Origin of the sequence: Paenibacillus sp. EKM212P, from assembly GCF_011066115.1 — a bacterium.
GTDB lineage: Bacteria > Bacillota > Bacilli > Paenibacillales > Paenibacillaceae > Paenibacillus > Paenibacillus polymyxa_B.
This window is the reverse complement of record NZ_JAAMNR010000001.1, coordinates 1238581-1252390: the sequence shown is the minus strand read 5'-3', so window position 1 is coordinate 1252390 and position 13810 is coordinate 1238581. Positions and strand designations below refer to the sequence as shown.

General features: G+C 48.2%; 10 protein-coding genes. 6 read left to right on the top strand and 4 right to left on the bottom strand.

What is annotated here, in order from left to right:
* Nucleotides 1-6: 6 nt before the first annotated feature.
* The 5 genes from G9G54_RS05905 (at nt 7) to G9G54_RS05885 (ending at nt 6325) form a co-directional block, all read left to right on the top strand.
* Nucleotides 7-1743: an ABC transporter ATP-binding protein gene (locus G9G54_RS05905; RefSeq protein WP_185156277.1), complete on the top strand. Its 1737-nt coding sequence runs from the start codon at nt 7-9 to the stop codon at nt 1741-1743.
* Nucleotides 1724-3562, top strand: a complete 1839-nt coding sequence (locus G9G54_RS05900) for an ABC transporter ATP-binding protein (protein ID WP_165176622.1) — start codon at nt 1724-1726, stop codon at nt 3560-3562. Before G9G54_RS05905 ends, G9G54_RS05900 begins: the two co-directional genes overlap by 20 nt.
* A gap of 188 nt (nt 3563-3750) precedes the next feature.
* Nucleotides 3751-4407 (top strand): DJ-1/PfpI family protein, encoded by a 657-nt coding sequence (locus tag G9G54_RS05895; RefSeq protein ID WP_165176620.1) that lies wholly within the window; start codon nt 3751-3753, stop codon nt 4405-4407.
* Between the two features lie 318 nt (nt 4408-4725).
* Nucleotides 4726-5265, top strand: a complete 540-nt coding sequence (locus G9G54_RS05890; protein ID WP_238807753.1) for a TetR/AcrR family transcriptional regulator — start codon at nt 4726-4728, stop codon at nt 5263-5265.
* A gap of 148 nt (nt 5266-5413) precedes the next feature.
* On the top strand, nt 5414-6325 hold the full coding sequence (locus G9G54_RS05885) for an AraC family transcriptional regulator (RefSeq protein WP_165176618.1): 912 nt from the start codon (nt 5414-5416) through the stop codon (nt 6323-6325).
* A 69-nt stretch (nt 6326-6394) separates the two neighbouring features.
* Here the strand turns inward: G9G54_RS05885 and G9G54_RS05880 are convergent, their stop codons facing one another.
* From G9G54_RS05880 to G9G54_RS05865, 4 genes are all read right to left on the bottom strand, one after another.
* Nucleotides 6395-7795 (bottom strand): sugar porter family MFS transporter, encoded by a 1401-nt coding sequence (locus G9G54_RS05880; RefSeq protein WP_165176616.1) that lies wholly within the window; start codon nt 7793-7795, stop codon nt 6395-6397.
* 226 nt (nt 7796-8021) lie between these two features.
* A complete protein-coding gene (locus G9G54_RS05875; protein WP_165176614.1) occupies nt 8022-9359 on the bottom strand; it encodes a response regulator transcription factor in 1338 nt (445 codons plus the stop codon).
* Complete coding sequence (locus G9G54_RS05870) at nt 9334-10782, bottom strand: sensor histidine kinase (protein ID WP_165176612.1); 1449 nt, start codon at nt 10780-10782, stop codon at nt 9334-9336. The genes G9G54_RS05875 and G9G54_RS05870 overlap by 26 nt, the downstream gene beginning before the upstream one ends.
* A complete protein-coding gene (locus G9G54_RS05865) occupies nt 10779-11777 on the bottom strand; it encodes a sugar-binding protein (RefSeq protein WP_165176610.1) in 999 nt (332 codons plus the stop codon). Before G9G54_RS05865 ends, G9G54_RS05870 begins: the two co-directional genes overlap by 4 nt.
* Before the next feature lie 218 nt (nt 11778-11995).
* Here G9G54_RS05865 and melA point away from each other — a divergent pair, with 218 nt between their 5' ends.
* Complete coding sequence (melA, locus tag G9G54_RS05860) at nt 11996-13495, top strand: alpha-glucosidase/alpha-galactosidase (RefSeq protein WP_165176608.1); 1500 nt, start codon at nt 11996-11998, stop codon at nt 13493-13495.
* Nucleotides 13496-13810: the final 315 nt, after the last annotated feature.

Sequence of the window (13810 nt, the reverse complement as noted above, 5' to 3'; positions counted from 1 at the left end):
GTGGGAATGATGTTTTCTTTTCTGAAAAAATATCGGGTTCCAGCCATCGCAGCGCTCGTGATGATGTTGCTGGAATTGACGGTAGAGCTATCGCAGCCATATTTGATCTCTAAAATCATTGATGAGGGCATCCGACAGCAGGATTTGTCCGTCGTCTGGTTATGGGGCAGTGTACTGGTGGGGAGTGCCGTTATCGCTTTTATGGCGGGGATATCCAGCTCTTTTTTTGCTTCACATGCAAGTCAGGGCTTCGGCTATGATTTGCGGGAAAAGTTGTACCGTAAAGTGCAATCTTTTTCGTATCCTGTGTTTAAACGTTTTGCCACTTCGTCGCTGATTACGCGTCTGACCGGGGATGTCACGCAAGTACAGGATACGGTGTTTATGAGCCTGCGGTTTATGACACGGGTTCCGCTTGTAGTCATCGGCAGTATTGTGATGGCACTGGTTGTACATTTCCGGCTTGGGCTGCTATTGGCGGTTATGGCCCCGGTGCTGTTCGTGTTTGTGCTGGTGATGATGCGGCGAACGGTCACTTTGTTTAAAGGTGTCCAGCGACGCTTGGATGACGTTAACGGAGTGATTCAGGAGAATCTGACAGGCATCCGACTCATCCGGGTTTTTGTGCGGATGCGGCATGAAATCGAACGTTTTGCCCATTATGGAGGCGAATTGATGAAAGGGACGGTGTCCGCTCTACGCTGGACAGAAACGACGATGCCGTTCATTTTGTTTACGATGAATGCAGGGATTATTGCAGTACTTTGGTTCGGACGCGGCCAAATTTCCACTGGGGATGCCAGTGTAGGACAGGTGGTTGCAGTCGTCAATTATTCACTGCGGACGATAGGAGCCTTGTCTGCCTTATCAGGTATCGTTGTTGTATTTTCCCGAGCTACTGCATCTACCGGGCGGATTCGAGAGATATTGGACACATCTAATGAAGATAGGCAAGAACTGGAGTCTGTTTCAACACATCATACACGGATTGAGGGGCGGGTGGAAATGGACCGGGTGAGCTTTCATTATCCGGGCAGTGATCTGGCTGTACTAAAGGATATCTCTTTTAGGGCGCGACCGGGCGAGCGGATAGCTATTATGGGGGCCACTGGCTCGGGAAAATCTTCACTTGTGCAGTTGATTACACGTCTGTATGAAGAAGATGAAGGTCATGTGCGCTTTGACGGAAAGGACGCTCGTGAACTGGACGCGTCCATATTACGAGAGGCGATTGGCTATGTCCCTCAGGAGGTACTGCTATTCACCGGCTCGATTCGGGATAATATTGCTTGGGGGCTGGAGAATGCGAGCCTGGAGCAAATTCAGGAAGCCGCACGCATGGCGCAAATCCATAATATGATTGAACGCTTGCCGCAAGGCTATGACACGATGCTCGGGCAGCGTGGCGTCAATCTGTCTGGCGGACAGAAACAGCGGCTTTCGATTGCCCGCGCACTGGTACGCCAGCCGGCAGTGCTGATTTTGGACGACAGCACAAGTGCGCTGGATGTAGGGACAGAAGCAGCACTACTGAATGCACTCGATGGTCTGTCCTGCACGACATTTCTCATTACGCAGAAGATCAGCTCGACCGCATCGGCAAATCAGATTTTACTGCTGGATGAGGGTCGCCTGATGGCAAGCGGAAGCCATGAGCATCTCATGGATAGTTCGGATCTGTATCGGCGTATCTATGAATCACAATATGGAAAGGAGGAGTCGCATGTTCAAGGAACTCATTGAACCGTTCCGTCAGCCTACACCGCCGTCTGGTGTGCTGCGAAATCCAGCGGGAGCTGAAGGACGCCACAAGGCCAAAGCGAAGAACTGGTTTGGCACCTTAGGACGGATATGGGCTTATCTGGCTCGCCGTAAGGCCAAACTGATGCTGGTACTGTTCATGGTCCTGCTCAGCTCCGGGCTAGCTCTGCTGGGTCCATATCTGGTCGGCGTAGCGGTGGATGATTTTCTCGAAGGTCCAGGTGGACGCACGTGGATTTATTTTCTTATCGGATTAGGAGCTGTATATCTGCTCAACTCGCTGACCTCCTGGCTGCAAAATATCTGGATGATCGAGATTGCCCAAGAGACGGTGTACCGCATGCGTTTCGATCTGTTTTCACATTTGCATCGACTACCGATTCCTTTCTACGGCAAACGTCAGCAGGGAGAGATCATGAGCCGTTTGACCAATGATATCGAAAATGTCAGTTCTACGCTGAACAGCTCCGCGATTCAGATTTTTTCGAGCATATTGACGCTAATCGGTACACTCACGGTGATGCTGTGGTTAAGCCCGCTGATGACCCTGCTGACTTTTATCGTGGTACCGTTAATGGCTGCCGGGATGCGCTGGATCACACGTCGTACCGGGCCCTTATATAAGGAACGCCAGAAGAATGTGGGCGAACTGAACGGATACATCGAAGAAACGCTGTCCGGGCAGCAGATTATTAAAGCATTTTCGCAGGAGAAGAGAGTCATCTATGGTTTTGGCGAGCGTAATGACCGTATTCGGCTGTCGGGTTTCTGGGCCCAAACGATTTCAGGCTTCATACCGAAGCTGATGAACGGACTGAATAATCTCAGCTTTGCTATTGTAGCGGGGATCGGTGGGATTTTGGCCATTCGCGGCTCCATTACTATAGGTACAATTATTGTATTCGTAGAATATGCCCGCCAGTTCACCAGACCGCTGAACGATTTGGCTAACCAGTGGAACACCCTGCTGTCTGCCATTGCCGGAGCTGAGCGTGTATTTGAAATATTGGATGAAGATGAAGAGTCCAAGGATGAACGCGGGGCAGTGGAGGTAGCGCATGTGGAGGGGGCGGTGCGGTTTACGGATGTTTCCTTCGGTTATGATGAGGGAAGCGCTACGCTGGAAGGTATTTCCTTTGAAGCCAAACCTGGTGAAATGATCGCACTAGTCGGCCCGACCGGGGCAGGGAAAACGACACTGATCCAGCTCCTTTCCAGATTCTATAGCCCCGACAAGGGAACGATTACGCTGGACGGGCGCGACATTATTACCATCCGGCGTGAAAGCTTGCGTTCCCGTATGGCATTTGTGCTACAGGACTCCTTCCTGTTTCAGGGGACAATTCGTGAAAATATCCGCTTCGGCAGACTGGACGCCACCGATGAGGAGGTTGAACAAGCATCGAAACTGGCTAACGCCCATTCCTTTATCATTCGGATGAAGGACGGATACGACAAGGTACTGGAAGTGAATGGAAGCGGCATCAGTCAAGGGCAAAAACAGCTGCTGGCTATTGCCCGTGCTATTTTGGCCAACCCTTCTATCCTTGTACTCGACGAGGCAACCAGTAGCATTGACACCATTACAGAGATGAAGATACAAGAAGGACTGGAGCGGCTTATGCAGGGTCGAACAAGTTTCGTCATCGCGCATCGGCTGAATACCATTCGTCAGGCTGACCGGATTCTGGTCTTGAAGGATGGCCGTCTGGAGGAGCAGGGTTCTCATGATGAACTGCTGGCTCACAAAGGCTTTTACAGTGATTTATATTATGGTCAGTTGAGAAAGCAAAGCTCTTAAGTCGGCTCTCGATCAACAGCTTTGCAGGTATACTTAAAAAGGGCTACCCCGGGGTAGTCCTTTTTAAGTATGCCTTTTTACAGGTACGTACTATTAAAGGTTTACATCATCAAATATACCCATACCCCGTATATGTATGTTAGTATAGGTGTGCAAGAATAAAATCCCACTTCAAAGGAGAGAGCATCATGAAAATCGCAATCATGCTTTTCGATGGAATTACAGCGTTAGATGCAATAGGTCCATACGATGTGTTTGCTGCTACACTGAAATGTGAAGTGAAGTTTGTCGCTAAGCAAAAAGGGTTAATCAAGCTGGACTCAAATATGGGTTATTTGCATGCCGATTACAGTTTTTCTGAAGTTAATTCAGCTGATATTCTTGTTGTTCCTGGATGCAGTCCGCCAAATTATAAAACCCCAATGAATGACGAAGAAACGTTAAATTGGATTCGCCAAATACATGAAACTACAAAATGGACCACGTCGGTTTGTAACGGCTCTTTGATTTTGAGTGCCGCAGGCTTGTTAAATGGAACCGTAGCCACCAGTCATTGGGGTTCCTTAGACCTGCTCCAATCTCTTGGAGCCATTCCAACAGATGAGAGAGTGGTTCGTCAGGGCAAAATGATTACAGCAGCCGGTGTCTCCTCTGGTATTGATATGGCACTCCAGTTAATAGCTTGGGAATTGGGAGAAGACATGAGTAAAGGAGTCCAGCTGATTTTGGAATACGATCCTCAGCCTCCGTTTGACACGGGTTCACCCAAGAAAGCTCCTGCTAAATTGGTAGAACAAATAAGAGGCATGTTACAGGAGTTTGCAAAACAGGAGCCCAATAGCTAGGCTCAATAGGTCTGTATTTTTTTTACAATAGACCCTATTTCAACTAGTATAGTTTACACATAGTAAAGGGTTACATAGTGTAAATGGTTGAAGGGGGTTACAAACATGAGCAGCTTACCTAAGTCTGCTACATTTCCACTTTTCATTCTGATGTGAATTTGTTTATTGCATCATTACGGTTGGTGCAATTATAGGCATCGTTGTGCAGATATGGCTGCTCGATTATCTCATCAAGAGACTTGGAGAGATGAGGCTAATACGTCTCTCTTTGATCATGACAGCCATCGCTTTATTGTTAATGTTAAGGATGTATGCAACGTGGCTGGTGTAAGCCGGGTCACATTCTATAAGCACTTTCAGTCCATGAACGAACTGATCTTTGAGGTTCAGATGGAAATCCTGGAGAGCATGACCGAATTTGTTAGAAGGGCGCCTTCAGCCGAAATGAGCGGTAAGAAGATGCTTACTTCGATGCTTGATGCATGGATTGATTACGCTTGGCAACATCCGGAATACATCAAGTTTATTCTTTTATTCGATCTGCATTACGAAGCTTATGGTTCAAATCAAGAACTCAAAGAACAGTACAAAAATTTTGTTAGCAGGGGAAAGGAACGACATTTCCTGATGGATGCTCTGGAAGCTGGATTCCAAGATGGATCATTGAAGTCTGATACGGAACCCTTAAAGACCGCTCATTTTATCTTCACGTCTATGATGGGTATACTCCAGAAAATGAGTCTGACGTCCAAGGACGATTGGAATAACGAACTTGAGGATATACAAATTGCTAACCGATTTGTGGGAATGTTGATTCAGTATTTAAGTCCAGAAAGCGGTAAATCCCCAACCTTTTAGGCAGAAGTCGCCTGTCATATTCCAGAGGATTTCAGATCGTCTGATGGAGTGAAATAGAAGTACATGGCTCAGTCTGTTAAACTGTGAAAATAGAGCGGTTGCAGATACGTTGTCGTGTTAGCCTTATCTATTTTGTGGAGGTGCGGGGATGAACGGAAGTCTGTTTGAGCCACGGCTGCGTGACGGGGATTATATTCCCCGTTTTTTTGCTTACTATTACAAGCAATGGCATGACTATACCATGTCTTACCACGATCATCATTCTACCGAAATTATGTACATGATTTCCGGCTTTTGCAGGGTGGATGTACAAACGGGAGAGAATGTGGAAGAAAGCATCACGCTGCGTAAAGGCGAGTTTATTATGCTAGACGCAGGTGTACCGCATCGACTGGTGGTGGAAGGAGAACAACCGTGCCGGATGCTAAATGTAGAGTTTGGTTTTTCGGAGGGAGTGAGGGTAGGGCCGTCTATCCGACAAATGGCAGCAGAGGAGCAGGAGGTCACGACGCTCATGTCACGTCCGTTCCCGTATTTGGTACTATCGGACCCGGAAGAAGTATATTATGCGCTGAAAAGTCTCGTGCTGGAGCTAGACCAACGAAAAGAACAGCCGGGTGCAATGGCAGAGATGCTTTTTATGCAATTGCTAGTACGAATTGCACGTCTACGGGAAGAGGCAGAGCGCAGCAACACGCAGCAAACGGATATGTACATCAAACGATGCATTGAATTTCTCCATCTGAACTATGATCGAGATATTGTGGTTAAGGACATGGCGGCAGCCGTGAATCTGCACCCAGGTTATTTGCACCGTATTTTCAAAAAACATACTGGGCTAACGCTCACCGCGTATTTAACGATGCTGCGAATGGACAAGGCCCGTATGCTTCTTCAGCAAACGGACATCCCCATTCAAGAAATTGCCGATTATGTAGGCGTGGCCAGCAGGCAGTATTTTCATATGTTGTTCAAAAAGCACACAGGCAAGACGCCTGTAGAATACCGCTCAGCTGTGGAGCGCAATGTGAGGAACTATGCGGAGGAGGATGGGAGCTGATAATAAGAAGCCTCTGAACCATTACCGATTTAAGGTCGGTGTGACTCAGAGGGCGTGGCTAAAGTTGGGTCATTTCCCAAGCCACATATTTTCCATCTGTTCAAGTGATCTCCCCTTGGTTTCGGGAACCTTGCGCCATAAAAAGACTACGACGAACAACGAGATGGCTCCGAATAACCAGAAAGTATTGGACGGGCCGGCTGAACTCAGCAGAGGAGGGAATGCCTGCGATACCAGATAATCGCCGGCCCACAATGCCATCGAAGCGATGGCTACCGCTTTGCCGCGAATGCGGTTCGGAAAGATTTCCGAGATCATAACCCATACGATCGGCCCAAGCGATATAGCATAGGAGGCCACGTAGATCAATATCATGATGAGTATGAGCGGTCCGGTGGTCAAACCCATTTTGAATGCGGCGCCAATAATAACCAAACAGCAGGTCATCAATGAGGTGCCGATGATCAGCAGGACTTTTCGTCCCGCTTTGTCGATCAGCCATACGGATACGATGGTGAACAACACATTGATCAACCCGATCCAAATGGTCTGGGTCAAAGAAGCGTCCGTACCGAGTCCCATTCCTTTAAAGATAACCGGCGCGTAATACAAAATGGCATTAATGCCGGTAATATGCTGCATAATGGCGAGCATAACACCGATAAAGAGAGCGACCCGAATACCGGGAGCGAACAATTGCTTCAATGAGTCGTTCTCATTTTTGAATGATTCCTTGATATCAAGCACTTCCTGCTTAGCGGCTTCTTCACCGTGAATTTTCAGCAAAATCGGCAGCGCTTCATAAGGCCGATTTTGTTTAATAAGCCATCGCGGGCTTTCGGGTATGAAGAGCATCAAGAGCATAAAGATCAGTCCGGGAACGGCTCCCACTCCGAACATCCAGCGCCAGGCTGTTGAGACACCCCAGGCTTCATCCCCCATGCTGACGATCCACGAATTCTGAAAATAAACCAGGAAAATCCCTGTTACGATCGCCAACTGATTTAAAGCAACCAAACGACCTCGGTATTTGGCGGGAGCGATCTCCGCGTTGTACACCGGACAAACGGTGGAAGTGATTCCTATGCCAATGCCGCCGATCATGCGAAAGATAACATACCCGGTGAACGTGTCTTGAAGCGCAGAGCAGATCGAGCCGACGACGAATAAAAATCCGGCGGCCAGTAATACCTTTTTTCTGCCGATCTTTTCACTCATGTAGCCGGAGAGAGCTGCTCCGGTGACACTCCCGACAATCAGACTTGAAACGGCCCAACCAACCTGAAATTCGCTCAGCGAAAAACGCTGCTGTAGGAATTCGACTGCTCCCGAAACAACCGCGATATCAAAACCGAACAGGATGCCTCCGAGCGCAGCTACGATGGATACCAACGTCACAAAAAGCATATTGGGTTTTTCTGATTGAAGCGCTTTCTGTTGAGCGCTTTCATTATTGATGATTACTGCCATATGATCATCTCCCCTCCAGATCTCTGGAACCTCATTCCGTTCTTCGAGGAGAAGTATAACATGCGCTTATAAAAGAAAGGCCGGTTATCGTCTTCAATAAACGGACCTTTTCATGCACGATTTTGGCTTCGGTTCCCGAATCGGAGATAGAGGGGCTGAACCTAGCATTACCTTGTCATTCGAGCTTAAAAAAATCCATGCCGATAGTCGGCATGGATGAATCTCACTATTTTTGGCCTTTAAACTCAGTGGGAGGAACGCCCGTTATCTTTTTAAAGACGCGGCTAAAATAGTTCGGGTCCTTATAACCCACTTCAAAGCTGATTTCCTTAAGAGTAAGGTTGCCAGCCTTAATCAGAGAGATGGCTTTATCAATCCGTAGCCGGGTTACAAAGTCGATAAATGTTTCTCCGTATTCCTGTTTGAAAATTTTGCTGAAGTAGTGAGGATTCAAATGGACAAAATCAGCCACTTCTTCCAGCGAAAGATCATCGTTGAACCGTTCCTCGATATACATTTTCGCCCTACCCAGCATAGTCAGTGTTTGAACCTCTCGCTGTTCGCGTATCCGTTGCAGTGCTGACATGACGTACGTCTGCTGAAGCATTCCATTCTCCGCTTTGACGGCAAGCAAAGAAGCGTTTCCAGCCTCTGATGACTTCAGTTCGTCAAAGTGGCAGTAACCTCCATCCCGTTTGCGTAGGGTGGAGGCAAAAACGGCTTCGAAATAGGACTTGCGAAGTCCTTCCTCGCCGCTATGCAGCGATCCGATTCCAATGGCTGTCTTTATACCAAGTTGCTGCTGGGCAAGCTCGGAAAGCTGCTGAACGAGGTGTTTAACCAACTGGCGCCAGTCGTTTTCGCTGGTGGCAGGCGGCTTGCGTAAAAAAGTGGCTACATGATGGTCGATCAAAGAGCTTACAATGGCATTCGGGCCATGCGTTTTTACATAGCTTCGGAAATGATCGTAAATTTTCTTTTTATCCTGCTCGTCCGTATATCCGTCAAAGGCGGCAATGATGGCGCTTCCCTGATCAAGAGGAAAGTCCAGCCATTCTGATAGCTGGGAAGCGCTCGAATCCACGGTCTGGTCGACCATAAGCATTAAAGCCAGCTCATTTTCTGCGAGCGGCATTAACTGTGAGATTTTATGCCTAAGCTCCAATTCTTCCGTACGTGCCCGCTTCTCGCACTCAATTTCTTCAATCAGTCGTTTCAAAGTGCCGATGATGAGTTCTCGCTTTGCCGGCTTCAGAATATATTCTTTTACGCCCAAAGAGAGCGCCTTCTGGGCATAGGCAAAATAATCGTAGGCAGTGACGAGCACGAATCGGGTATCGGAAAGCCGCTCCTTTAATTCACGAAGCGCTTCAAGCCCGTCAATTCCGGGCATATTGATATCCAGAATGGCAATATGGGGACGGTGCTCTTCCGCGCATTCAATCGCCATGCGGCCGTTGCCAGCATGAATAAACCGGAATATCCCCGGCATCGCCCGTTCCACTGTCAATTCCAGTCCTTCCCTCTCCAAAGCCTCGTCATCCGCGATCAACAACCGATACATCAGTTCGCTCACTCTCCTTCTTGACTGGAATTCGTATGGTTATGGTAGTACCTCGTCCGATATTGCTATTGATTTCAACCATTTCTTCTTCCTTTCCGTAGAACAAGTGCAGCCGCCTAAACACATTTTGCATTCCAAGTCCTGTTGAACTGCCGCTTTCGGCTTCGCCTTTAAGACGGAGTACGGACAGTCGGGTTTCCTCCGTCATGCCCTTTCCGTTGTCCGAAATTTCAATTTGTACATCTTCGTTCGCTCTCGACAGCGTTAATACGATAATGGCTCCGCTTTCCATATCTTCCACACCATGAAGAAAAGCGTTTTCAATAAATGGCTGGATCGTCAGGGCCGGAATTTGCTGCTGAAGTACGGAAGCGTCAAAGTGAAGATCAAAGCGAATCCTGTCCCGGAAGCGCGCCTGCTGGATGGTTACGTATTCGCGGATATGATCCAGTTCCTCCTGGAGAGTTACGGGTTTGTCCAGCTTCTGCAGGCTGTACCGTAGCAGATTGGACAGCGAAACGATCAGGTCGCTGGTTTTCTCCGCCCCTTCCAGGATCGCCAGCTTGGAGAGCACATTTAAGGTATTAAATAAAAAGTGCGGGTTAATTTGATTTTGCAGAGCCAGAAGCTCCAGTTCCTTCACAAGCCGCCGCATTTCCAGGCTCTGTTTATCCTTCTCGATAAGGATGCTCAAATCGGTGGACATTTGCGAAATGGCGTCCGACAGTACGCCTAGCTCGTCATCCCGTCGCGGTTGGGGCCTAATATTCAGATCACCTGTGGCGATTCGTTTCGCCAGTCCGACAAGTCTGCCGACAGGGCCAGTAATACTGCGCGAGACCCAGATTGCAAGCAAAACCCCCATCAGCGCGTTCATGCCGAACAACGCCACTCCCCATCCGTTCATTCGCTCATTCTTGTTCCGGATGTTCTCAATGATTGGCCGGTAATAAGCCAGTTCAGCATCGATCAGTTGCTGACCCTCCTCATGAATATAGCTGACGGTTTTTTCCGCTTCAATATAATGTTCAAAAGCCGATTGAGGATCTTGTGCCTTTGCATCCAGAACTGCGGCTTGTTTCTGTTCAAGAAATGTGGCCAACAGATTCATGTAGTCCTCTTCGGCGAAAGAAGGGTCGGTCGAGTCGGAGACTTCCTGAATTCTGGCTTTCAACTGCATTAATTGGTATTCTGTCGGACCCTGCACAGCCTTATCGCCTCTTGGATTAAGCAGATAGGCATATAGGAGCTTTAAGTTGCTCTCCGCCGATTCGGAGGTTTGCTCAATGAGGAGAATGCGGCCAAGCATTTCATCGTAGCTCTGTTGTACGACCTTTCCGCTTTGGAATACAAAATAAGCGATGATATTGGCGAACACAACTAGAAGAGGGATGAACAGAAGCAGCTTCGTTCTGATCGTCATCGTCTGTCATCTCCGGTCATGTTGTCGGGAGTGTCCGCATGCATCTCATATATCCTGGTGTATGTTAATTCCTGAGGGGCATTCCCCTTTAGATAATCATTCAGCAATTTTATGGCCTTAGCCCCCATTTCCTCTGGCTGTTGAACAATGGTCAGTTCAATTTTGCAATCTCTGATGGCTTCCAACGTCTCGGTCATATCGTCAAAAGCGAAAATCTGCAAACTCCGCGCGCCGCGCCGCTCCGAGGCTTCCAGAATGCCAAGGCCGTCCAGCGCACTAAATCCGACCATGTAGCGGATCTGAGGATACCGGGTGAGCATGTTCTGAGCTTGCTGTGCTGCCTGAAGCCGTGAAATATTTGAGGAGCGAATCTCCACAAGGCGGAGCTTGGGATAGCGACCGATCACGGAACGAAATCCAGCAAGCCTGAGTCGCTGATTCTCGACACGCTCGCTACTGATCATAACTCCGATGTCGCCACGCTCTCCAGAGGCTTTCGCTAACAGCGCGCCCATCCGTTTTCCTGCTCCTTCGTTATCCGTTCCCACGTAAGCTAGTCTACGGGAGCCTGGTTCATCCGTATCGATCGTGATGACGGGGATGCCAAGTCCGGCTGCTTTGTCGATTAATCGGCGATACTCTGGATCATTTATCCCTTGAACCAGAATTGCATCCGCCTTACTGGCGATCGCTTTATCCAGCAGTTTGACCTGCTCAGACGGATTAATGCGGTCCGGCCCGATATAATCGAGCCGCATACCGTACTGTTCCGCTTCCTTTCGGGCTCCTTGTTCGATTGACCGCCAGTAATAATTATCCAACTCCTGTGATATCAGTACGACTTTTGTATCGGAAACCCCGTCTTTTGGAGAAACCGTCTTCAATAACTCTGCAAATTGGTGAATCTGAAAAGAAGACAGAGTGAACTGAAAGAGCAGCCAGGCAAATAGCAGAAAGACGGGGATAAGGATAAATGTCCATTTACGGTTTGACATGTCTTGCTCCTTTGTCAATATTTAGAGACTTAATTCATTATACAGCAATAAAAGAAGCGTAGGCAGCTATCGTCAACGGCAAGCAGCATTTATTGATGCGAAAGTTAGGATTTTTGACACCTAAATACGAAACTGGTCATGATTTTGATAACGCTTTCTACGGACCTATTGCTACAATGACGGTATATACCCATTCTAATTACCGGAGGTTGAATGCCGTGTCATTTAAAGTAGCGTTTATTGGAGCAGGAAGCATCGGTTTTACCCGTGGAATTTTACGAGATCTGTTATCGGTGCCGGAATTTAATGATATTGAAGTGGCTTTTACGGACATCAGTCAGCACAATTTGGATATGGTCACTGAGCTGTGCCAACGGGATATTCGGGAGAACGGTTTACCGATACAAATACAGTCCTCTACGGACCGAAAGATAGCTTTAAAGGATGCCAAATACGTCATTTGTACTATCCGGGTTGGCGGTCTTGAAGCCTTTGCGACCGATGTGGATATTCCGCTGAAATATGGCGTGGATCAATGCGTGGGCGATACCCTGTGTGCAGGAGGGATTATGTACGGACAGCGTGGTATTGCTGAAATGCTGGCCATCTGCAAGGATATCCGCGAGCTAAGTGCACCGGATGTATTGCTGCTGAACTACTCGAACCCCATGGCGATGATGACGTGGGCCTGCAATAAATACAGCGGTGTGCGTACAATCGGTCTATGTCACGGCGTCCAGCATGGGCATCACCAAATTGCCGAGGTGTATGGTCTGGAGAAGCAGGATGTGGACATTGTGTGTGCCGGAATCAATCACCAGACGTGGTACATTCAGGCGTCACATGAAGGCAAGGATCTGACAGCTGGACTGCTGGAGGCTTTTGAAAAACATCCTGAATATAGCCGCACCGAAAAGGTACGCATCGACATGCTTCGTCGTTTTGGCTATTACAGCACAGAGTCGAATGGTCATCTAAGTGAATATGTACCTTGGTACCGGAAGCGTCCGAATGAAATTATGGACTGGATTGATCTAGGCAGCTGGATCAACGGAGAAACAGGCGGCTATCTGCGTGTATGTACAGAAGGACGTAATTGGTTTGAAACAGATTTCCCTAACTGGATGAAAGAAGACCCATTGGAGTACAAGGCGGAAAATCGCGGTGAAGAGCATGGTTCATACATTATCGAAGGTCTGGAAACCGGACGTGTATACCGGGGGCATTTTAATGTCGTTAATAACGGTGTGATTTCCAATTTGCCGGACGATGCGATTATTGAAGCGCCTGGATACGTGGATCGGAATGGTATCTCCATGCCACATGTAGGAGACCTTCCGCTCGGTCTTGCTGCCGTCTGCAATGTAAGTATTTCCGTCCAGCGTTTGGCTGTTGAAGCGGCTGTACACGGAGATGATAAGCTGCTGCGGCAAGCGTTTATGATGGATCCGCTAGTGGGCGCGGTGTGTAATCCGAAAGAAATTTGGCAGATGGTCGATGAGATGCTGGTGGCGCAGGAAGCATGGCTGCCGCAATATGGAGCAGCGATTGCCGAGGCGCGTCAACGTCTGGCTGCAGGCGATCTGATTCCAACCCGACCCTATGAGGGAGCAGCACGACTTAAGGTGAAGACGGTTGAAGAAATGCAACTGGATCGGGATGCCGCCAATAAAAATGCAGGGCAATCCGACAAAGGCAAGGATCGCGAAAAAGTGTAGAACAATAAGAGCAGAGATTGACTTCACTACAATAAAAGGGTGTTTTCATGGTCATGAGGGCCTGAAAACACCCTTTTGCTGTCGATAGATCTGACGATTTGGCATAGTTGGCGTGCTGAAGTTTATCATTGTCGATTTAGGCTGACGGAAATTAAAGAATACGGTCTTACTTTTTATGAATTTGCTCTTTTGCCGTCGATCCTAAATCTCCCGAAAGCTTGTTATAGCAGGGATGTTCAACAAATGAAGAAACCGACTTCAGAAAAAGAGGGGCCGCGATGAACCACTAGGGTGGCAATTCATATGCCTAATTAA

What these genes read in the sequence shown, in the direction of transcription:
- G9G54_RS05905 (WP_185156277.1), top strand. Translation starts at nt 7, where the DNA reads ATGATGTTTTCTTTTCTGAAAAAATATCGGGTTCCAGCCATCGCAGCG.
- G9G54_RS05900 (WP_165176622.1), top strand. Translation starts at nt 1,724, where the DNA reads ATGTTCAAGGAACTCATTGAACCGTTCCGTCAGCCTACACCGCCGTCT.
- G9G54_RS05895 (WP_165176620.1), top strand. Translation starts at nt 3,751, where the DNA reads ATGAAAATCGCAATCATGCTTTTCGATGGAATTACAGCGTTAGATGCA.
- G9G54_RS05885 (WP_165176618.1), top strand. Translation starts at nt 5,414, where the DNA reads ATGAACGGAAGTCTGTTTGAGCCACGGCTGCGTGACGGGGATTATATT.
- G9G54_RS05880 (WP_165176616.1), bottom strand. Translation starts at nt 7,795, where the DNA reads ATGGCAGTAATCATCAATAATGAAAGCGCTCAACAGAAAGCGCTTCAA.
- G9G54_RS05875 (WP_165176614.1), bottom strand. Translation starts at nt 9,359, where the DNA reads ATGTATCGGTTGTTGATCGCGGATGACGAGGCTTTGGAGAGGGAAGGA.
- G9G54_RS05870 (WP_165176612.1), bottom strand. Translation starts at nt 10,782, where the DNA reads ATGACGATCAGAACGAAGCTGCTTCTGTTCATCCCTCTTCTAGTTGTG.
- G9G54_RS05865 (WP_165176610.1), bottom strand. Translation starts at nt 11,777, where the DNA reads ATGTCAAACCGTAAATGGACATTTATCCTTATCCCCGTCTTTCTGCTA.